The sequence below is a fragment of the Serratia symbiotica genome, assembly GCF_000821185.2.
Lineage (GTDB): Bacteria > Pseudomonadota > Gammaproteobacteria > Enterobacterales > Enterobacteriaceae > Serratia > Serratia symbiotica.
Window position 1 is genome coordinate 2,415,283 of record NZ_CP050855.1, and the last position, 21,033, is coordinate 2,436,315.

A 21,033-nucleotide genomic window follows, 5' to 3' on the forward strand; every position below is an offset into this window, starting at 1 on the left:
TTGCGCGACCCGATAACCTCAACCAGAAAAATGCGCTGCCAAGCACCTTCGTGCCGGGCCGTAATATTTTGTTCCTGACGCTGGCGGCGATTTACGCCTACCAGATAGCAGCAGAAACAGTGATCACTGGCGTCTGCGAAACTGATTTCTCAGGTTACCCCGACTGCCGCGACGAGTTTATCAAAGCGCTGAATCAGGCGATCGTGCTAGGCATCGCCCGCCATATTCGCTTCGAAACGCCGCTGATGTGGCTGAATAAGGCAGAAACCTGGGCGCTGGCAGATTATTACCATCAGTTGGATCTGGTGCGTCAAGACACACTGACCTGCTACAACGGTATTAAAGGCGAAGGCTGCGGTGAGTGCGCGGCATGCCACCTGCGGGCAAACGGCCTGGCGCAATACCAACTCAACAAGGCGGAAGTGATGGCGGCTCTGAAGCAGAAAACCGGTCTAGCCTGAAAAATAACGGTGGTTAAGAGTTTGCTTTATTGATTCTCTTCCAGCTACGTGAGCATCTGCCGGTGTTAGCCCAGTTGCCCCTCGATCATCAGCCGTCAGCCCCACCAGGTTTTCAAGCCGTTGCAAATGTAGAGCATGTAGTATCACCACTCTTTGGTTTCAGATGCTGCTCTTGCCATTAGGCTGTGTCCAGCAATGGCCCGTGAGCGTCGCTGGCGATCATTTGAACGCCCAGCAAGGCGCAAGCCGTGAGGTTTGGTGGGCCAAATAAGCAGCACCTCACCTTGGGTGCCTAAATGGCCTCAGCCCTTAGGGGGACACCCCAAAGCTGGTACTCCGCGTTGTCGGGCTTGAATATAGGCCCGCGATGCCATTGCACCTTCTGCCTTGATTACCGGCTTTTGGGTCTACGACGCTACGGTTAATGATGGAACACAGCCTAGTCCCCCCTTTGGCTACTCATACGTATCCACTAATGATTATAGAAAGAAGGGGCCATGTACGACCCCCTCACCCGTTTCGTCAATAAATTAAGCTGATAAGACCGATGAAATATAGTAGCGAAAGAACTGCTGCAATGGTACTTTGCCGCGCAAGCGCTAACAGGATCATATTTTCAAGCGCGATCGGTTCTTTTCAAACAGCTCCGGCCCGATGCCCGGTACTTCCTGCAACTGCTCAATCTGAGTGAAAGGCCCATTCTGCTCGCGGTAACGAACTATGCTTTCGGCCTTTTTCAGGCCAATGCCTTTAAGTATGCTGGCCAACTGCTCAGCACCCGCTTGATTAATGCTCACTGCCGCCTCACCTGCCACCGGCATCACCGCACCTTGTCCGGGGTTAGCTGCTGGCTGCGAAAGCATCGGCGACGGCGATACTTTTTCAGCTACCGCCACCGCTGAAGCCATCAGGCACAGCAGGAACACCCAAGTGTGGATCCCATAATCATAAAGCGCCTTTTTTTCTGTATGTTGCATGCTGTATTCTCCTTGTGTTTAACAGCAGGCTCACTTTGCCGCAGTGGCAAATGTTCAGCAATCGGCAGATTTTAGATCTGGTAAAGGCCGCGAAAGCGGCCTTGGGTTATTGCAATGCGTTACATAAAAATGCGGTGGTTACTGAGGTTGATACTGCTCAGCGGCACCCATATTGATTTTGGCGTCTTTACGCAGGCTCGCCAGAAGAGAGTAGAAGGTGCCGCTGGCGGCACTCTGTTCCATCTTGCTGACGAAAGTTTTCATTTCATCGGCTGGTAACGAACCTGGTTTAACCACATCAAGCGCGATCAACACCACATTGTCCTGACGATCCTGCGACATGCCATAAACCGGTTTACCTTCCTGTGGGTGCGGCAGTGCAAACACATTTTCCACCAACGGCTTATCTTCTGAAGCACGCACCATCTTTTGCACGCTGCCAAAGCTCAGACCAGCGGCTTTCATCGCCTCGTCGCCCTTGCCCTGCTTCAACTCTACCAACAGTTGCTCGCCTTGCAGTTTCGCTTTTTCCAGCGCTTTGTTGTGTTTTACCCGCTCTGCTACGCGATCTTTCACCTGATCGAAAGGTTCAATGCCTTCCGCTTTGTGGGCAGTCACGCGCACCACAAATGCCCGATCACCCTCCACGGTAATCACGTCAGAGTTACTACCCGGTGCACCGTTCTCGCCAAGCAGTGAACCGTCGAAGATCGACTGCACTACCGGTTTGAAGTTCAGCGCGGCGGGAATGCTGTCGCGGGTGAACCAGCCAGTTTGCGCCGCTTTCACGCCGGCTACTTCTTCAGCCGAGGCCAGGGATTCGTTGTCGCTGGTCGCCGCTGCGCTCACCTTCTGTTGCAGCGCGTAATAGGCATCTAGCGCTTTCTCCCGCCGAACCTGTTTAGCGATGGTCTCATGCACGTCGCTCAGCGGCTTCATTTTCTCAGGCTCGATATCATTTAGACGCACGATCAAATAGCCGATGGAAGACTTCACTACGCTGGACAGTTGGCCTTTTTCAGTCAGGTGAGCTTGTTTCAGTTCGTCGGCAGTGGTTTCCGGCTCCAACCAGCCCAGTTCACCACCAGTGCGGCGTGAGATGATATCGGTAGATTTGTCCTTCGCCAGGGTGGCAAAATCACCGCCTTTTTTCAGCTCACTGAGCACCGCGTTGGCTTCTGTCTCGGTTTTCAGTTGGATCACGCTGTAGTTCTTGCGCTCCGGCTGGCCGTAGCTACTTTTGTGCCGATCGTAATAGGCGCTAATGTCCGCATCACTGACTTTCACCTTGTCTTGCATGGACACAGCGTCTATCGAGATATAACTCACCTTGATCTGCTCAGGTGCGATAAAGCTATTCTGGTTCTGTTGGTAGTAGGCTTTTAGCTCGTCGTCACTGACGTTCTGCTTAGCCTGCAACGCGCTCAGATCAATCGTCGCCAGGCGCACATTGCGCTGCTGCAACAGCAACGCCGCCATGGCCTGGGACTCAGCAGGTAGCACGAAACCCGACTCGCCGAAAGCTTGGGTCACTTGCTGGTTAACCAATTGCTGGCGCATGGACTGCGCGAAATCATCTGCGGTGTAACCCATGCGGCCGAGCAAGTCGAGATATTTGGCGTTATCGAATTGGCCGTCGGTCTGGAAGTAAGGGGTCTTGCGGATGGCATTTTTGATCTGCTCGTCGCTGACGCTCAGACCTAATTTCTTGGCGTATTGGGCCAGCAGCATGTTATCGATCAGTTGTGATAGCACTTGTTGGCGCATCCGCTGCATATAGCCTTCATTGCCAGCCAGCACAGAGAACTGGTCACCCAGTTGCTGCTGCATGCGTTGGCGTTCGCTTTGGAAAACCTGTTCCAGTTGAGCGCGTTCAATCACCTGACCATTTACTTTTGCCGCATAATCGCCGAAGCCGCCGATCAGGTAATTACCCACCCCGGTCAAAATGAATGACAGGATGATCAGGGCCAAGATGATTTTGAGCGCGACGTGATTTGCAGCCGCGCGTAAATTGTCCATCATAGTGTGACAACACTCCGCTGTGATATGGATTAACAACCCTTGCGCAGGGTTCCCCCCTGCGACAAAAATAAAAAAGGCGCATCGTAACGATGCGCCTTGTATCTTACCTTACCAGTCGCTTTGCGTCAGGTGATTGTTTATTGCCATACCTGTTTCGCTATACGGTTAGACACAAGCTATCAATTGACTGCGTCTTTAAGCGCTTTCCCTGCGCGGAAAGCCGGAACTTTGGCTGCCGCGATGGTGATCTCTTTACCCGTTTGTGGGTTGCGGCCAGTACGCGCCGAACGCTCACGCACAGTGAAGGTGCCGAAACCCACCAGAGCCACATCATCCCCTGCTTTCAAGGAGTCGGTAACAGAAGCAATTACTGCGTCTAAAGCGCGCCCGGCTGCCGCTTTGGAAATATCGGCACCTGTGGCAATCTTGTCGATCAGTTGTGACTTATTCACTCTATCATCCCCTCTAGAATTCTATCGCCGCACCGAGAAAGATTTACGGTTGCAGCAGCGCAGCGGTTATATCAGTCCCGTCGAATCTTGGTAAGCCACCGACTTCGAGGCCAAACACAGGCCGACAGTCTCTAACTTAGCGGCACAAAAAAATACTGGCAAGTCCGAAATGGCTTATCAGCATAAGTTTTATCAATGGCTTTTGCTCTTCGTCACCGTTTTTACCGCGACTGGTAGTGCGCCGAAGGCTGGATTTTGCAAGGTAATGTTCAAAACCTCATCAATTCTCTGTACCGGATGAATCTCCAAATCGGCGATAACGTTGTCCGGAATTTCTTCCAGATCGCGCTTGTTCTCATGTGGGATCAGCACGGTTTTGATGCCGCCGCGATGCGCCGCCAGCAGCTTCTCTTTCAGGCCACCTATCGGCAACACTTGACCACGTAGGGTGATCTCACCGGTCATTGCTACATCGGCACGTACCGGGTTGCCAGTCAGGCAGGAAACCAGCGCGGTGCACATCGCAATACCGGCACTCGGCCCGTCTTTCGGCGTCGCACCTTCCGGCACATGGACATGGATGTCACGCTTTTCATAGAAATCAGCGTTGATACCCAGTTTTTCTGCGCTCGCACGTACCACGGTCAGCGCAGCTTGGATCGATTCCTGCATCACTTCACCCAAGGAACCGGTGTAGGTCAGTTTACCCTTGCCCGGCACACAAGCAGTTTCGATGGTTAGCAAATCGCCGCCCACTTCCGTCCACGCCAAGCCAGTAACCTGACCTACGCGGTTTTCGATGTCCGCACGACCATAGTCAACACGCTGCACACCCAGATAATCTTTCAAGTTGTCGCCATTGATTTTGATATGTTTGACTTTTTTGTCCATCAATAGCGTTTTCACCGCTTTACGGCACAGCTTGGAAATTTCGCGTTCCAAACTACGCACCCCAGCTTCACGGGTGTAATAGCGGATAATGCCGATAATGGCGCTGTCATCAACCACCAGTTCGCTTTGCTGCAACGCGTTGCGCTCAAGCTGCTTCGGCAACAAATGCTGCTTGGCAATGTTGAACTTTTCATCCTCGGTGTAACCCGACAGGCGGATCACTTCCATACGATCCAGCAACGGCCCAGGGATGCTCATCGAGTTTGAGGTAGCGACGAACATGACATCGGACAGATCATAATCCACTTCCAGGTAGTGATCATTAAACGCCACGTTTTGTTCCGGATCCAGCACCTCAAGTAGTGCAGAAGCCGGATCACCGCGCATGTCGGAAGACATTTTGTCGATCTCATCTAGCAGGAACAACGGGTTCTTCACCCCGACCTTAGCCATTTTTTGGATCAGCTTACCGGGCATCGAACCGATGTAAGTGCGCCGATGTCCGCGAATTTCTGCTTCGTCCCGCACGCCGCCCAATGCCATACGCACATACTGACGCCCAGTTGCCTTAGCGATCGACTGGCCCAGCGAGGTTTTCCCCACGCCCGGAGGCCCCACCAGGCACAGGATCGGCCCCTTGATTTTGCTGACGCGGCTCTGCACAGCGAGATACTCAAGAATGCGATCTTTGACGCGTGCCAGGCCATAGTGATCGGTATCGAGCACTTCCTGCGCCTTGAGTAAGTCTTTTTTCACCTTGCTGCGCGCATTCCAAGGCACTTGCAGCATCCAGTCGATATAGCCACGCACCACAGTCGCTTCCGCAGACATCGGCGACATCATTTTCAGCTTTTGCAGTTCAGCTTCGGTTTTTTCACGCGCTTCTTTCGGCATTTTTGCCGCTGCGATCTTGCGTTTCAGCGCTTCATGTTCATCCGGCACATCATCCATCTCGCCGAGTTCTTTCTGAATCGCCTTCATTTGCTCATTCAGATAGTATTCGCGCTGACTTTTTTCCATCTGTTTTTTGACGCGATTACGAATGCGTTTTTCTACCTGTAGCAGGTCGATTTCCGATTCCATCATCGCCATCAGGTATTCCAAGCGTTCAGTAATATCGAACATCTCCAACACCGACTGCTTGTCGTTAAGCTTCAGCGGCATATGCGCGGCGATGGTATCCGCTAGACGTGCGGCATCGTCGATGCTATTGAGTGAAGCCAGCACCTCCGGGGGGATCTTCTTGTTCAGTTTGATGTAGCCTTCAAACTGGTTGATCGCAGTACGCACCAGTACTTCCTGCTCACGCTCATCAATCGCCGGTGACTCAAGGTATTCCGCCTGGGCGGTAAAACACTCACCGCTGTCGGAAAGCGTGGTGATATGCATACGCTGGAGTCCCTCCACCAGCACTTTGACCGTGCCATCCGGCAGCTTCAGCATCTGTAGAATCGACGCTACGGTGCCGACAGAGAATAAATCATTAATGCTAGGCTCATCCGTTGAGGCCTCTTTCTGTGCCACCAGCATGATCTTTTTATCATGATCCATTGCTGCTTCTAGGCACCGAATCGATTTTTCCCGGCCAACAAATAACGGGATCACCATGTGCGGATAAACCACCACGTCGCGCAATGGCAAAACGGGGATTTCAATGCGTTCGGAACGCTCAAGGTTCATAGAGCTCTCTCTTAGTTTTAATTTCCGCCAGGTTTAGGGGATCTCATAAGACGTCAGCATCACACGTTTCACAAAATCTGGTTGTGAGTATATGGGGACGAATGGCTGACATTCAACAGCCAGAATACAGGAAAGAGAAATGGGGGATAAGATCCCCCATTTTACTGTCTAACATTATGGTTTGACTGGCGAATTATTCACCTGAAGCCTGCGCTTCCGGTTTGCCATAAATCAGCAGCGGCTTCGACTGACCCGCGATTACCGGCTCGTCGATCACCACTTTTTCTACGCTGTCCATCGATGGCAGATCGTACATAGTGTCGAGCAGCGCGCCCTCCACGATAGAGCGCAAACCACGAGCGCCGGTTTTACGCGCCATGGCTTTCTTGGCAATGGCGTTCAACGCCTCGTCACGGAACTCAAGCTCCGCACCTTCCAGATTGAACAATGCCTGATATTGCTTGGTCAGGGCATTTTTCGGCTCTTTCAGGATCTGGATCAGCGCATCTTCACTTAGCTCGCTCAACGTTGCCACTACCGGCAAACGGCCAATAAATTCAGGGATCAGACCAAACTTGATCAAATCTTCCGGTTCGGCCTGTAGCAGCAGTTCGCCTTCGGTCGCTTTCTCAGATTCTCCTTTGACGGTTGCGCCAAAACCAATGCCGGAACCCGTGTTGACGCGCTGACCGATCACTTTATCCAGGCCAGCAAAAGCGCCGCCGCAGATAAACAAGATCTTCGAGGTATCAACTTGCAGGAATTCCTGCTGTGGATGCTTACGCCCGCCCTGCGGCGGAACGGCGGCGATAGTGCCTTCAATCAGCTTTAGCAGCGCCTGCTGCACACCTTCGCCCGATACATCACGGGTGATAGATGGGTTATCTGACTTACGGGAAATCTTATCGATTTCATCGATATAGACGATACCACGCTGCGCTTTCTGTACGTCATAGTCACATTTTTGCAACAATTTTTGGATGATATTCTCCACGTCCTCACCCACATAACCGGCTTCGGTCAATGTAGTGGCATCAGCCATGGTGAACGGCACATCCAGAAAACGCGCCAAGGTTTCCGCCAGCAGCGTCTTACCGCTGCCAGTCGGGCCAATCAGCAAAATGTTGCTTTTACCCAACTCGACACCATTGCTGGCATCGCCGTTGCGCAGGCGTTTGTAGTGGTTGTACACCGCAACCGCCAGCACTTTCTTCGCCTGTTCTTGACCAATAACGTAGTCATCCAGATGCTGGCGAATTTCGTGCGGCGTCGGCAGCTCACTGCGCTCACGATGCGGTGCAACGTCTTTAATCTCTTCGCGAATAATGTCGTTACACAGGTCAACACATTCATCGCAGATATACACTGACGGGCCGGCAATCAGCTTACGTACTTCATGCTGGCTTTTGCCGCAGAAAGAGCAGTACAGCAGCTTTCCTGAACCGTCTTTGCGTCTATCTGTCATAAGTCAAACCTCTTCTTAGTCTTTGTCCCGCAAGAACATTACGGCGACAGTGATACCCCAGACACCTATCGGGAACACCGAAAACCCTCAACAGAACGAGCCGTGCCTATTCTGATTTCTATACTCAAGGCACCACGTCTAGCTGCGGTGTGTCAGAATGCCGTCAACCAAACCGTATTCTACGGCTTCGTCCGCAGTCATAAAGCGATCGCGCTCGGTGTCACATTCGATCTGCGCCAATGACTGGCCGGTATGCTCCGCCATCAATTCATTCATGCGTGCCTTCACTTTCAAGATTTCACGCGCGTGGATTTCGATATCCGTCGCCTGGCCCTGATAGCCGCCCAGCGGCTGGTGAATCATTACGCGCGAATTAGGCAAGCAGAAACGCTTGCCTTTGGCACCGGCAGTCAACAGGAAGGATCCCATCGAACACGCTTGCCCCATACAAATGGTGCTGACGTCCGGCTTGATGAATTTCATGGTGTCATAGATTGACATACCCGCAGTGATCACGCCACCCGGCGAGTTGATGTAGAGGAAAATGTCTTTTTCCGGGCTTTCCGCTTCGAGGAACAGCATCTGTGCCACAATCAGGTTGGCCATGTGGTCTTCTACTTGACCAGTCAGGAAAATGATGCGCTCTTTCAGCAGGCGGGAATAGATATCGTAAGAACGTTCCCCGCGTGAAGTCTGCTCTACCACCATCGGCACCAAAGCCATGTGAGGTGCGCATTGGTCTCTTTCGCCACTGTATGACATTACCGTCTCCTAATAGAAATTGCTTTGGCGGCTAGGGTTACCCCCTAATACACCAATTCTACTTGAGAACGGTCATGATGACTATGCTCAAGCATTCGACCCACTCCACACCTACCCAACGGCTATTTCATCATCCCATGCATTTTGGCAAACAGTCGCTAGATTTTTACACATTGGGGAGCGATGGCGGGTTTTCAAGCCCAGACGATGACTTTATCGCTCCAGTCCCCAGCATGCCGTGTGACCAATATGTAACCAAGTAAACATGTATCTATTGCTAAGATTAAAGCGGTGATTAATCAGCAACATGATAAAATAAAAGCCCGCAACTGAAGGTTACGGGCTTTTTATTATACAGCCTACAGCGCTCCGCCAGTGAAAACCAGAGCGTTCCCTCCGCACTCAAATACTGCTATTACGCCTGTTGAGGCTGGTTCATCAATTCGCTGAAAGTGATGGCCTTCTCGGTCACTTGTGCTTTTGCCAACAGGGTTTCGACCGCTTGATCTTCCAATGCCACGTTGCGCATGTTGTTCATCAGATCTTTGTTCTTACTATAGAATTCAACAACTTCTCGCGGATCTTCGTAGGCGGAGGCCATTTCCTCAATCAGAGTTTTTACGCGCTCTTCGTCAGCTTTCAGATTGTTGGCAGAGATCACTTCGCCCAGCAGCAGACCGACAGCAACGCGACGCTTAGCCTGCTCTTCAAACAGTTCGCGTGGCAGTTCCAGTGCTTGTTTCTCGTCGCCACCGAAACGCTGTGCCGCCTGATGGCGCAGAACGTCAACCTCACCATCGATCAGCACAGCAGGCACGTCGATGTCGTTAGTGCTGACCAAGCCGTCGATTACCTGAGTCTTGATACGGTTACGCACGGCACCTTTCAGCTCGCGTTCCATGTTTTTACGCACTTCGGCGCGCAGACCGTCAACGGAACCATCAGCCACACCAAAGCGCTTGATGAACTCTTCGCTCAGCTCTGGCAACTCACGCTCTTCAACTTTCTTCAGAACAATAGCGAATTTAGCCGCTTTACCCTGCAGATTTTCTGCGTGGTAGTCTTCCGGAAAGTTAACATCGATGGTGAATTCTTCACCGGCCTTGTGACCAGCCAGACCTTCTTCAAAACCTGGGATCATGCGGCCCTGGCCCATGACCAGCACAAAATCAGAAGCTTTACCGCCTTCAAACTCCTCGCCGTCGATAGAACCGGTGAAGTCAATGGTCACGCGGTCTTCAACCTCTGTTGCGCGGTCACTTTCTTTCCAAGTCGCCTGCTGCTTGCGCAAAGTTTCCAACATGGTGTCAACGTCAGCATCGGTAACTTCAACCAATGGCTTCTCGACCTCAATGCTGTCCAGAGCTTTCAGCTCAACGTCTGGATACACTTCGAACTCAACAGCGAAGCTGAAATCTTCACCTTCTTTATATTCGCCCGGCAGGTAATTTGGCCTACCAGCCGGATTGATCTTTTCTTTGACGATCGCATCAATGAAGCTGCGCTGCATCACTTCGCCCAGCACGTCCTGACGAATAGAGGTGCCGTAACGCTGTTCAACGATGTTACGCGGCACTTTTCCTTTACGGAAGCCATCAATACGAACGCTTTTCGCCGTATTGATCAGTTCTTTCTTAACTGCCTGGCTGATACTTTCGGCGGGTACAGTAATAGAGAGACGGCGCCCCAGACCTTGAGTGGTTTCTACTGAAACTTGCATCTTGTTACCTCAAAAAAATCACAGTGCTCGGTTAACTCCGCCCAAGTACCAGGGCGGCTACATGCAGAACCGAGTTCCCTGATGACAGAAGCGTACCGAAACCATTCCAAAAAATAAAACGCGGCATTATAGCGGTGCATGCGTGGCGAGTCGAGGACAGCAAGGCAACACTGACGCATTAAAACGCACATTCTGCCAATTTGATGGTCAAAGGGCCACCGAAGCCGACCACCGCGTAGCCCTATTGGTCATCACCTGTGTGGTCGTCAAAAGCCAAAACAGAAACGGCCCGCAGGCCGCTCCAAAATTCGTCAGTAGTAATACCCCAAATCAAGGGAAAAGTTCCACTGATTACTGTCAATTTTAACCTTAGGCCAAGGTGCCAGCCCCGCGACAGCGTGGCGAGGCCGGTACCTTGTCCTGTTGCCTTTCCCACTCTTTCAGGGTAAAGGTGTGCAAGGCCAGTGCATGCACACCGTCTGCCAGTTCTTCCGACAGCACGCCGTAGATCGAACGGTGGCGCGTTAACAAACGCTCGCCAATAAAGCGATCACTGACCAATACCACCTTGAAATGGCTTTCTGAACCGACCGGAACGTTGTGACGATAGCTTTCATCAACGACATCCAGATGCGTAGGCTCAAACGCCGCCTTTAACTTTGCTTCTATCTGCTCGCGAACCATAGGATTTCCTTACACCACTGGCATGAAGATCATACTCATCCAGTTCAATATTAGGCTGTGTCCGACCATGTCCAGGTGAGCGCCACCACAACCAATTACCGGACACAGCCTAGCAGAAGCAACCCCATTTTAACGCATCGCCCAGATAAATTTCTGTTTCTTCCAGGACATATGGTGGTCAACGCGCCATGCCTATTGGGATTAATCTGATTGAATCTGTTAAAAAGTCTGTTTTCATCAATAACAAATAAAAATTTATCACTCATGCGCATTATGCGCTGTCACCAAGCAGCGACAATGCTATGGTATCAGCGCTATGTTGCTCTGATTATGGCTAAATCCGTCGAAAATGAGACAGTAACCATGTTAAAGAAACTTTGTCTTCCCTTGCTGGGCGCACTGCTACTGTTAGGTTGTGCGGCCAGCAGCAACACGCTAAACGTGACGCCGAAGATCGTGTTGCCGCAGCAAGTTCCCACCCTGCAAGGCGTCACCGTCAGCATCAATGGCGCGGATCAGCGCCAGGATCAAGCGCTGGCCACAGTGAACCGCAATGGCCAATTGGTGACCTTGAGGCCAACGCGCGATCTGCGCTTTCTGTTACAGGAAGTGCTGGAAAAACAGATGAATGCCCGTGGCTACATGATCGGAAACACTGGCGCAGTTGATCTGCAAATCGTGGTCAATAATCTGTATGCCGATGTATCCGAAGGCAACCTGCGCTACAACATCACCACCAAAGCTGATATTTCGGTCATCGCCCAGGCGAAGAACGGCAACAAACAGGTGAAAAACTACCGCTCCACCTATAACGTGCAAGGCGCTTTCACCGCCACTAATGAGAAAATCACCAGTGCAGTCAATAGCATACTCGGCGTTGTCATCGCCAATATGGCGCAGGACACCATCATCAACGACTTTATCCAGAAAAATGCGCGCTAATGCGACAATACCTTATGCCGCGCGGATAATAACCCAAGGATACAGACCAGGAACTCATGTTAAAACAGTATTTGAACATCTTCACCCAGCGCAATTATGCCATTCTGCTGTTGCTGGGCTTTGCATCGGGTTTGCCGTTGGCATTATCCTCCGGCACACTACAGGCTTGGATGACTGTCGAAAATATCGATTTGAAAACCATCGGCATCTTCTCGCTGGTCGGTCAAGCCTATGTGTTTAAATTCCTCTGGGCACCCTTTATGGATCGCTACACCCCGCCCTTCTTAGGGCGGCGGCGAGGTTGGCTACTGATTAGCCAAATCCTGCTGGTTGCGGCAATAGCGGCGATGGGCTTCATGCAGCCAGCACAGCATTTAGGGTGGCTGGCGGCACTGGCAGTGATGGTGGCGTTCTGTTCCGCATCGCAAGATATTGTTTTTGACGCCTACAAAACTGACCTGCTAAGTGCAAAGGAACGCGGTGCCGGCGCCGCAATATCGGTGCTTAGCTACCGGCTGGCAATGCTGGTTTCCGGCGGGCTAGCATTGTGGCTGGCGGATCGCTATCTCGGTTGGCAGGTGACCTATTGGCTGATGGCCGGGCTGATGCTGATTGGCATCGCCGCTACCCTGATGGCTCCAGAGCCGGACAACAGTATCCCGGTACCGCGCACTATGGAGCAGGCGGTGGTCGCACCGCTGCGCGATTTCTTTGCACGTAATAATGCCTGGCTGATCCTGCTGCTGATCGTGACGTACAAAATGGGCGATGCCTTCGCCGGTAGTCTGAGCACCACTTTCCTGATCCGTGGCGTGGGTTTCAATGCGAGTGAAGTGGGTCTGGTGAACAAGACCCTTGGCCTGCTCGCCACTATCGGCGGTGCGTTGTTTGGTGGCGTGCTAATGCAACAGATAAGCCTGTTCCGCGCTCTGATGCTGTTCGGTATCCTACAGGCGGTCTCCAACCTCGGCTACTGGGTTCTGGCGGTGACCGACAAAAACATCTTCACCATGGGCAGCGTCATCTTCCTGGAACACCTGTGCGGGGGTATGGGTACTGCGGCGTTCGTCACGCTGCTGATGACTCTATGCAATCGATCATTTTCCGCCACCCAATTTGCGTTGCTTTCCGCGTTCTCCGCCGTTGGCCGTGTCTATGTCGGCCCGATCGCTGGCTGGTTCGTCGAGACCAATGGCTGGCCGCTGTTCTATTTATTCTCGATCGCCGCCGCCTTACCTGGCCTGCTGCTGCTGGGCATCTGCCGCAAGACGCTTGAATATACTCAAAAGACCGGTAATTTTATGCCGCGTGAGGCGTTCCCTAGGGCTTATAGCTGGACGCTGCGGTTATTGACGCTAGGTTGTACGCTGCTAGGCTTGTGGCTATTGTTGCTGATAGCCGATAATCTGGACTGGTTCCAGGTGCCCGGTCTGGCAGAGAGGATGTTACAGATCGGTGCCGCGTTCAGTCTGATGGGCATCCTGATGGGTAGCCTGTTGGACTCTCTGGCATTACGCCGCATGCGGGTATGATGTCGCTGGCCGACGTTCACGCTGGTCAGCAAAAACCCCCCGCGCGAATCTATTGGTTAAAAAAGATCACTGGCGGCAAAATTATTTTTTGTCCGCCCAACACGTATTCGAAATCAAATTAAATTCACCCTTAACTCACAATTAATTTACATCAAGCCAACCATTTCTTCTGCTTTTAAAAATATGCTTCGCCTGTCTGATTCCGCATACCTTTATTTTTCCTTAACATACGCCCCAACATGTTGCAACATGACAACGTGTCATTGCCATTGGGTAAATACGCAGCAGGGCAACATCTGTGACCTCGTTAACAGAAAGTGCCAACTCAGGCGCTGACATACCCTTAAGCATGTTTACAGTACTGCGCCCTTCCCGTAAAATGTCCATACACATGAAACGACAATAGAGCTTTAGCAATTGGGGTCGTTAGATGAGACTTAAGAAATACAATAAAAGTATTGGGGTAATGTCATTAATTGCAGCAACGGTAGTGCTCAGTGGCTGCCATAATATGGTATTGATGAACCCCAAAGGAGCAATTGGTGTTGAGCAACGAACACTGATTATCACTGCAATCATGTTAATGCTGATCGTGGTAATACCGGTTATTTTTATGGCGTTCACTTTTGCCTGGAAGTACCGAGCCTCCAACAAAGACGCCAAATACCGTCCTAACTGGGCACACTCCAATAAGATTGAAGTAGTCGTCTGGACCATTCCTATCATTATTATTGCCATCCTCGGCACTATTACCTGGAAGACCACACATGAGCTTGATCCGTTCAAGCCGATTGTCACTGACAAGAAGCCGATGACTATCGAAGTGGTGTCGCTCGACTGGAAATGGCTGTTTATCTACCCAGAGCAAGGCATTGCGACTGTTAATGAGCTGGCTTTCCCGAAAGACGTTCCTATCGAATTTAAGGTCACTTCTGACTCAGTAATGAACTCGTTCTTTATTCCTCAGTTAGGTGGGCAGATTTATGCGATGGCCGGGATGCAAACCAAACTGCACCTGATCGGTAACGAAGCTGGGGAATACGCCGGTATTTCCAGCAGCTACAGTGGCCGTGGGTTCTCCGGCATGAAGTTCACCGCAATTGTGACTCCGACCAAAGGCGGCTTTGATCAGTGGGTTGCCAAGGTGAAAGCATCACCTAATAACCTTAATGCTACCAGCGACTTTAACACACTGGCAGCACCGAGTGAAAACAACCCGGTCACGTACTTCTCCAGTGTCAAATCGAATTTGTTCAAAGAGACTATTGCCAAATTCATGGGCGATATGGACATGCACACTGGCGCTACTGCTCATCCAGGTATGGACATGAGCCAGGGTATGGACATGGGTGAACATGCTCACGCTGGAGCTGAGGAATAAACTGATGTTGGGAAAATTAACACTTGATGCGGTTCCATACCACGAACCGATCATCATGGTCACCGTTGCTGCGATTGTTATTGGGGGTCTGGCGCTGCTGGCACTGATAACATATTTAGGTAAATGGAAATGGCTGTGGAAAGATTGGCTGACTTCGGTCGACCACAAGAAAATTGGTATCATGTACATCATTGTAGCCATGGTTATGCTGCTACGCGGTTTTGCCGATGCCATCATGATGCGAAGCCAGCAGGCGATTGCGTCCGCCGGTGAGGCTGGGTTCCTGCCGCCTCACCACTACGATCAAATCTTCACCGCCCACGGCGTCATCATGATCTTCTTCATGGCGATGCCGCTGGTGGTCGGTCTGATGAATATCGTGGTACCGTTGCAAATCGGTGCGCGTGACGTAGCTTTCCCGTTCCTGAACTCCCTGAGTTTCTGGCTGTTTGTGGTAGGCGTGGTGTTGATCAACCTCTCGCTGGGCGTTGGTGAGTTCGCACAAACCGGTTGGCTGGCGTATCCGCCACTGTCGGGCAAAGAGTACAGCCCTGGCGTCGGAGTTGATTACTGGATCTGGAGCCTGCAAATTTCTGGGCTGGGTACCCTGCTGACCGGCGTGAACTTCTTCGCTACCATCATGAAGATGCGTGCTCCTGGCATGCCGCTGATGAAGATGCCGGTATTCACTTGGGCGGTACTCTGTACTAACGTCCTGATCATCGTTGCTTTCCCCATTCTGACTGTAACCATCGCATTGCTGACCCTGGATCGCTATCTGGGTACCCATTTCTTCACCAATGATATGGGTGGCAACATGATGATGTACATCAACCTGATCTGGGCTTGGGGTCACCCAGAAGTGTACATTCTGGTGCTGCCGGTATTCGGTGTGTTCTCCGAAGTTACCGCCACCTTCTCCAGAAAACGCCTATTCGGTTATACCTCGCTGGTATGGGCAACCATCGCGATTACCCTTCTGTCATTCATCGTATGGTTGCACCACTTCTTCACCATGGGGTCCGGCGCGAACGTTAACGCCTTCTTCGGTATCGCCACCATGATCATTTCCATCCCAACCGGGGTGAAGATCTTTAACTGGCTGTTTACCATGTATCAGGGCCGTATACAGTTCAACTCTATCATGCTGTGGACTGTTGGCTTCATCATCACCTTTTCTGTAGGTGGCATGACTGGCGTTCTGCTGGCGGTGCCAGGCGCGAACTTCGTGTTGCACAACAGCTTGTTCCTGATTGCCCACTTCCATAACGTAATCATCGGCGGTGTGGTGTTCGGTTGCTTTGCTGGCCTGACCTACTGGTTCCCTAAATCTTTCGGCTTCAGGCTTAACGAGAAATGGGGCATCCGTGCGTTTTGGTGCTGGATCATCGGCTTCTTCATTGCCTTTATGCCGCTGTACGCTCTGGGTTTTATGGGTATGACTCGTCGTATCAGCCAGAACATCAACCCTGAGTTCCACCCTCTGCTGCTGGTAGCGGCTTGTGGTGCAGCGCTGATTGCCTGTGGTGTCCTGTGCCAGTTGATTCAGATCTTCGTTAGCGTGCGTGACCGCGAGCAGAACCGCGATCTGACTGGTGACCCATGGGACGCTCGCACACTGGAGTGGTCAACCTCGTCTCCACCGCCGTTCTACAACTTTGCCGTAGTGCCACAAATTCATGATCGCGATGAATTCTGGGACATGAAAGAAAAAGGTGAAGCCTATAAGAAACCGGCGAAATACGAACCGATTCATATGCCGAAAAATACCGGTGCCGGTGTGATTATTGCTGGCTTTAGCCTGGTATTCGGTTTCGCGATGATCTGGAATATCTGGTGGATGGCGATCGCTGGCTTCGTGGGCATGATCGTGACTTGGATAGCCAAGAGCTTCGATGAAGATGTTGATTACTATGTGCAAGTTGATGAAATCGAGCGCATTGAAAACCAACACTATGAACAAATCAGCAAAGCAGGCGTGAAACATGTCAACTGATACTCTGATTACCCCTAACGCAGCCCATGCAGAGCATGGGCACCACGACGCGGGAGAGACCAAAGTCTTTGGGTTTTGGATCTACCTAATGAGCGATTGTATTTTGTTTGCATGCTTGTTCGCGACTTATGCTGTACTGGCGAACGGAACCGCAGGGGGGCCTGCGGGCAAAGACATCTTCGAGCTGAAGTTTGTCTTGGTTGAAACTTTCCTGCTGTTATTCAGCTCCATCACCTACGGCATGGCAATGATCGCCATGAAAAAAGGCAAAGTGGGTGGCGTAAATATCTGGCTGTTCCTAACCTTCCTGTTTGGTCTGGGCTTCGTCGCGATGGAAATCTATGAGTTCCATCACTTGATCGTCGAAGGCTTCGGTCCAGATCGCAGCGCATTCCTGTCCAGCTTCTTCGCGCTGGTTGCGACTCACGGTCTGCATGTGTCTATCGGCTTGATTTGGATCACCATCATGATGATTCAAGTGAGTCAACGCGGTCTGACCTCAATCAATAAAACCCGTTTGATGTGTCTGAGCCTATTCTGGCATTTCTTGGATGTGATTTGGATTTGCGTATTTACCGTTGTCTACCTGCTGGGGGTTATGTCATGAGTCATTCATCCCATGAAACTTCTCACGGCGGCGCAAGCCACGGCAGCGTTAAGTCATATCTGATCGGCTTTATCCTGTCGATCATCCTGACGGTAATCCCATTTGCGATGGTGATGAACGACTCCGCTTCTCATGCCACCATCCTAGCGGTTGTTGTTGGCACGGCGGTGATTCAGGTGCTAGTTCACCTGATTTACTTCCTGCACATGAACACCTCATCGGAAGAGCGCTGGAACCTGGTGGCATTGCTGTTCACCGCTATGGTCATCGGTATCGTTGTTGTAGGTTCACTCTGGATTATGTATAACCTCAACATCAATATGATGGTCAGTTAACAATCGAGCTGCACGTGATGATTAAGCAATACCTGCAAGTCACTAAACCAGGAATTATTTTCGGCAATTTAATTTCTGTCGTTGGGGGATTCCTGCTTGCCTCCAAAGGCAGCATCGATTATCCCTTGTTCCTTGCTACCCTGCTGGGTGTCTCGTTGGTGGTCGCCTCAGGCTGTGTGTTTAACAACTACATCGATCGCGACATCGATAAGAAAATGGAGAGAACGAAGAACCGGGTACTGGTCAGAGGTCTGATCGCACCGAGTGTCACCCTGGTTTATGCTACCGTTCTAGGTATTGTGGGTCTTGCGTTGCTGTATATCGGTGCTAATCCGTTGGCCATGTGGCTGGCGGTGATGGGCTTCGTGGTTTATGTTGGCGTTTACAGCCTGTACATGAAACGTCATTCGGTATATGGCACGCTGATAGGTAGCTTGTCGGGTGCCGCACCACCGGTTATCGGCTACTGTGCGGTGACCAACGAGCTTGACACTGGTGCATTGATCCTGCTGGCCATCTTTAGCTTGTGGCAGATGCCGCATTCCTATGCGATCGCCATTTTCCGCTTTAAAGATTACCAAGCGGCTAACATCCCAGTACTGCCTGTGGTGAAGGGTATCTCCGTCGCCAAAAATCATATCACTGTTTATATCCTAGCGTTTATGATCGCCACGCTGATGTTGACCCTGAGCGGCTACGCTGGCTACAAGTACCTGCTCGTCGCTGCAGCGGTGAGCGCATGGTGGCTGGGCATGGCACTACGCGGTTACAAAACCGAAAATGACAGCATCTGGGCGCGCAAATTGTTTGTGTTCTCTATCGTTGCCATCATTTCTCTGAGCGTGATGATGTCGATCGACTTCAGTGTCACAGCTATGCCAGGAGCGCTGGTAACCTACGTCCGGTAAACCAAATTGGCTGTAGATGAGCCGCTTCTGCGGCTCATTTTATTTCTCTCTGCGAAAAGTGGCCAAACGGAAATATCTGTTAAACAACATTAGGTTTACCCTCCCCGCCCTTCACACTAAAATGACGCAGCATAGAGTCCCTTCTCTTAGGCACTATCTTCAAATGCCTGATAGAAGAGTTTTTACCGAGGTTTGATGTGAACGATAATACAATGACCCCACTGGAGCTGCGCGCCACCTGGGGGCTGGGTACCGTGTTCTCACTGCGCATGCTCGGCATGTTTATGGTGCTGCCGGTGTTAACTACCTACGGCATGGTGCTCAACGGTGCCAGCGAGGCGCTGATCGGCATTGCCATCGGCATCTATGGCTTGGCACAAGCAGTATTTCAAATTCCGTTCGGCCTGATTTCCGATCGTGTTGGCCGCAAACCGCTGATCGTCTGTGGGTTGTTGATCTTTGCAACTGGCAGCATGATCGCCGCAACCACTGACTCTATTTGGGGTGTGATCCTCGGCCGGGCACTGCAAGGTTCCGGTGCCATTGCGGCGGCGGTGATGGCACTGTTATCCGATCTGACTCGTGAACAAAACCGCACTAAAGCCATGGCGTTTATTGGCGTAAGCTTCGGCATTACCTTTGCCATCGCGATGGTACTGGGGCCAATCGTTACCCATGCCTTTGGCCTGCATGCGCTGTTCTGGATGATCGCCGTGCTGGCTCTTGCTGGCATCGTGATAATCCTGGCTATCGTACCTTCTGCCGATCACCACGTGCTGAACCGTGAGTCAAGCATGGTGCGCGGCAGCTTCAGCAAGGTGCTAAGCAATTCGCGGCTACTGAAACTCAACGTCGGTATCATGTGCCTGCATATTCTGCTGATGTCGAGCTTCGTGGCGCTACCATTGGCGATGGAAAAAGCCGGGTTGGCAGCCTGCGAACATTGGAAAGTCTATCTGGTCACTATGCTGGTGTCGTTCGCCACCGTGCTGCCTTTCATTATCTACGCCGAGAAATATCGCCGCATGAAGCAGGTGTTCATGGGCTGCGTGGCGATGCTGTTCTGCGCTGAAGTACTGCTATGGCTGTCCAACGCTCACCTGTGGGGCATCATTACTGGCGTGCAGTTGTTCTTTATGGCATTTAACGTGATGGAGGCGATCCTGCCTTCGTTGATCAGTAAAGAATCGCCAGCCGGCTATAAGGGTACCGCAATGGGGGCTTACTCCACCAGCCAATTTATCGGTGTGGCGATCGGTGGCAGCCTGGGCGGTTGGTTATATAGCCTGCAAGGCGCAGGGCTGGTGTTTATCGCCGGCGCGGTGCTTGCCGCTCTCTGGTTCCTGATCAGTAGCACCATGAAAGAACCCCCTTACGTCAGTAGCCTACGCATCACACTGTCAGCACTGGCGGTGAAAGATTCAGCGCTGGAAAGCCGCCTGAAAGCCCAGCCCGGCGTGGCGGAAGCGATTGTACTGCCGGAAGAGCGCAGCGCCTACATCAAGGTCGATATCAAACAGACCAGCCGAAGCCAACTTGAAGCGCTAATGAATTCACGATAAAAACCAGAGCCAATATACTGGCTCTGGTTGGTTAATCGCGGAAGTTCTTGAACTGGAATGGCTGCTCCAGATCCGCGCCACGCACCAGCGCCATCACGCTTTGCAGGTCGTCGCGCGATTTACCGGTCACGCGCACTTCATCGCCCTGGATCTGCGCCTGGACCTTCAGCTTGCTGTCTTTAATCAGCTTGACGATTTTCTTCGCCTGGATAGTGTCGATACCCTGCTTCAGCTTGGCATCCACGCTGAAGGTTTTTCCGCTGTGAGTCAGTTCGTCCGGGATCTCCAACGCGCCGCCTTCGATGCTGCGCTTACTTAACTTTTCGCGCAAAATATCGAGCAACTGCTGCACCTGGAAATCGGATCCACTGGCAACCTTGATGCTTTCGTTTTTCTCGTTCAATTCAAAGCTGGCTGGCACATTACGAAAATCCCAGCGGGTACTGAGATCGCGCGAGGCGTTTTCAACGGCGTTACGCACTTCCTGCATATCAATTTCAGAAACAATGTCGAAAGATGGCATACTTCTTCCTCCTGAATGAATACCTTAGACAATTTTAATGCCGTATATGATAACCGCTTTACCCTATCAGGCAAAATCTGCAGAATGCCCCATGGATAATGCCTAGGGTAGCAGCAAAGTCTAAATTTAA

General features: G+C 51.6%; 17 protein-coding genes and 1 pseudogene. 9 read left to right on the plus strand and 9 right to left on the minus strand.

What is annotated here, in order from left to right; all coding sequences use genetic code 11:
- Nucleotides 1-23: 23 nt before the first annotated feature.
- Nucleotides 24-461: pseudogene (gene queC / locus SYMBAF_RS12115) on the plus strand (7-cyano-7-deazaguanine synthase QueC); the annotation flags it as partial.
- Between the two features lie 608 nt (nt 462-1,069).
- Here the strand turns inward: queC and SYMBAF_RS12120 are convergent.
- The 8 genes from SYMBAF_RS12120 to bolA all read right to left on the minus strand — a co-directional run bounded on the left by SYMBAF_RS12120 (nt 1,070) and on the right by bolA (nt 11,117).
- Nucleotides 1,070-1,438: a ComEA family DNA-binding protein gene (locus SYMBAF_RS12120; RefSeq protein ID WP_040266846.1), complete on the minus strand. Its 369-nt coding sequence runs from the start codon at nt 1,436-1,438 to the stop codon at nt 1,070-1,072.
- Nucleotides 1,439-1,576: 138 nt separating this feature from the next.
- Nucleotides 1,577-3,463, minus strand: a complete 1,887-nt coding sequence (gene ppiD / locus SYMBAF_RS12125; protein WP_040266848.1) for a peptidylprolyl isomerase — start codon at nt 3,461-3,463, stop codon at nt 1,577-1,579.
- 179 nt (nt 3,464-3,642) lie between these two features.
- Nucleotides 3,643-3,915 carry a nucleoid-associated protein HU-beta gene (gene hupB / locus SYMBAF_RS12130; protein ID WP_040266850.1) on the minus strand — a complete coding sequence of 91 codons (273 nt, stop codon included), beginning with the start codon at nt 3,913-3,915 and terminating at the stop codon, nt 3,643-3,645.
- A gap of 192 nt (nt 3,916-4,107) precedes the next feature.
- Nucleotides 4,108-6,486 carry an endopeptidase La gene (lon, locus tag SYMBAF_RS12135; RefSeq protein WP_040266851.1) on the minus strand — a complete coding sequence of 793 codons (2,379 nt, stop codon included), beginning with the start codon at nt 6,484-6,486 and terminating at the stop codon, nt 4,108-4,110.
- 193 nt (nt 6,487-6,679) lie between these two features.
- Nucleotides 6,680-7,951 (minus strand): ATP-dependent protease ATP-binding subunit ClpX, encoded by a 1,272-nt coding sequence (clpX, locus tag SYMBAF_RS12140; RefSeq protein ID WP_040266853.1) that lies wholly within the window; start codon nt 7,949-7,951, stop codon nt 6,680-6,682.
- Between the two features lie 138 nt (nt 7,952-8,089).
- On the minus strand, nt 8,090-8,713 hold the full coding sequence (gene clpP, locus SYMBAF_RS12145) for an ATP-dependent Clp endopeptidase proteolytic subunit ClpP (protein ID WP_040266855.1): 624 nt from the start codon (nt 8,711-8,713) through the stop codon (nt 8,090-8,092).
- A gap of 415 nt (nt 8,714-9,128) precedes the next feature.
- Entirely contained in the window at nt 9,129-10,433 is a 1,305-nt protein-coding gene (gene tig, locus SYMBAF_RS12150) for a trigger factor (protein WP_040266856.1), read from the minus strand.
- Between the two features lie 369 nt (nt 10,434-10,802).
- Nucleotides 10,803-11,117: a transcriptional regulator BolA gene (bolA, locus tag SYMBAF_RS12155; RefSeq protein WP_040266858.1), complete on the minus strand. Its 315-nt coding sequence runs from the start codon at nt 11,115-11,117 to the stop codon at nt 10,803-10,805.
- Between the two features lie 363 nt (nt 11,118-11,480).
- Here bolA and SYMBAF_RS12160 point away from each other — a divergent pair, with 363 nt between their 5' ends.
- The 8 genes from SYMBAF_RS12160 (at nt 11,481) to SYMBAF_RS12195 (ending at nt 20,380) form a co-directional block, all read left to right on the plus strand.
- The gene (locus SYMBAF_RS12160) at nt 11,481-12,059 is read left to right on the plus strand and encodes a YajG family lipoprotein (protein WP_040267102.1); all 579 of its coding nucleotides are present in this window, start codon (nt 11,481-11,483) and stop codon (nt 12,057-12,059) included.
- Nucleotides 12,060-12,115: 56 nt separating this feature from the next.
- Nucleotides 12,116-13,591, plus strand: a complete 1,476-nt coding sequence (gene ampG / locus SYMBAF_RS12165) for a muropeptide MFS transporter AmpG (RefSeq protein WP_040266860.1) — start codon at nt 12,116-12,118, stop codon at nt 13,589-13,591.
- A gap of 430 nt (nt 13,592-14,021) precedes the next feature.
- Nucleotides 14,022-14,972: a cytochrome o ubiquinol oxidase subunit II gene (gene cyoA, locus SYMBAF_RS12170; protein WP_040266861.1), complete on the plus strand. Its 951-nt coding sequence runs from the start codon at nt 14,022-14,024 to the stop codon at nt 14,970-14,972.
- 4 nt (nt 14,973-14,976) lie between these two features.
- Nucleotides 14,977-16,968, plus strand: coding sequence for a cytochrome o ubiquinol oxidase subunit I (cyoB, locus tag SYMBAF_RS12175; protein WP_040267104.1), 1,992 nt, complete (start codon nt 14,977-14,979; stop codon nt 16,966-16,968).
- Nucleotides 16,958-17,575, plus strand: a complete 618-nt coding sequence (locus SYMBAF_RS12180) for a cytochrome o ubiquinol oxidase subunit III (RefSeq protein WP_006709502.1) — start codon at nt 16,958-16,960, stop codon at nt 17,573-17,575. The genes cyoB and SYMBAF_RS12180 overlap by 11 nt, the downstream gene beginning before the upstream one ends.
- A complete protein-coding gene (locus SYMBAF_RS12185) occupies nt 17,572-17,910 on the plus strand; it encodes a cytochrome o ubiquinol oxidase subunit IV (RefSeq protein ID WP_006709501.1) in 339 nt (112 codons plus the stop codon). The genes SYMBAF_RS12180 and SYMBAF_RS12185 overlap by 4 nt, the downstream gene beginning before the upstream one ends.
- 17 nt (nt 17,911-17,927) lie before the next feature.
- Nucleotides 17,928-18,818 carry a heme o synthase gene (gene cyoE, locus SYMBAF_RS12190; RefSeq protein ID WP_040266863.1) on the plus strand — a complete coding sequence of 297 codons (891 nt, stop codon included), beginning with the start codon at nt 17,928-17,930 and terminating at the stop codon, nt 18,816-18,818.
- A gap of 197 nt (nt 18,819-19,015) precedes the next feature.
- Nucleotides 19,016-20,380, plus strand: a complete 1,365-nt coding sequence (locus SYMBAF_RS12195; RefSeq protein WP_040266865.1) for an MFS transporter — start codon at nt 19,016-19,018, stop codon at nt 20,378-20,380.
- Between the two features lie 31 nt (nt 20,381-20,411).
- Here the strand turns inward: SYMBAF_RS12195 and SYMBAF_RS12200 are convergent, their stop codons facing one another.
- The gene (locus SYMBAF_RS12200; protein ID WP_040266867.1) at nt 20,412-20,903 is read right to left on the minus strand and encodes a YajQ family cyclic di-GMP-binding protein; all 492 of its coding nucleotides are present in this window, start codon (nt 20,901-20,903) and stop codon (nt 20,412-20,414) included.
- Nucleotides 20,904-21,033: the final 130 nt, after the last annotated feature.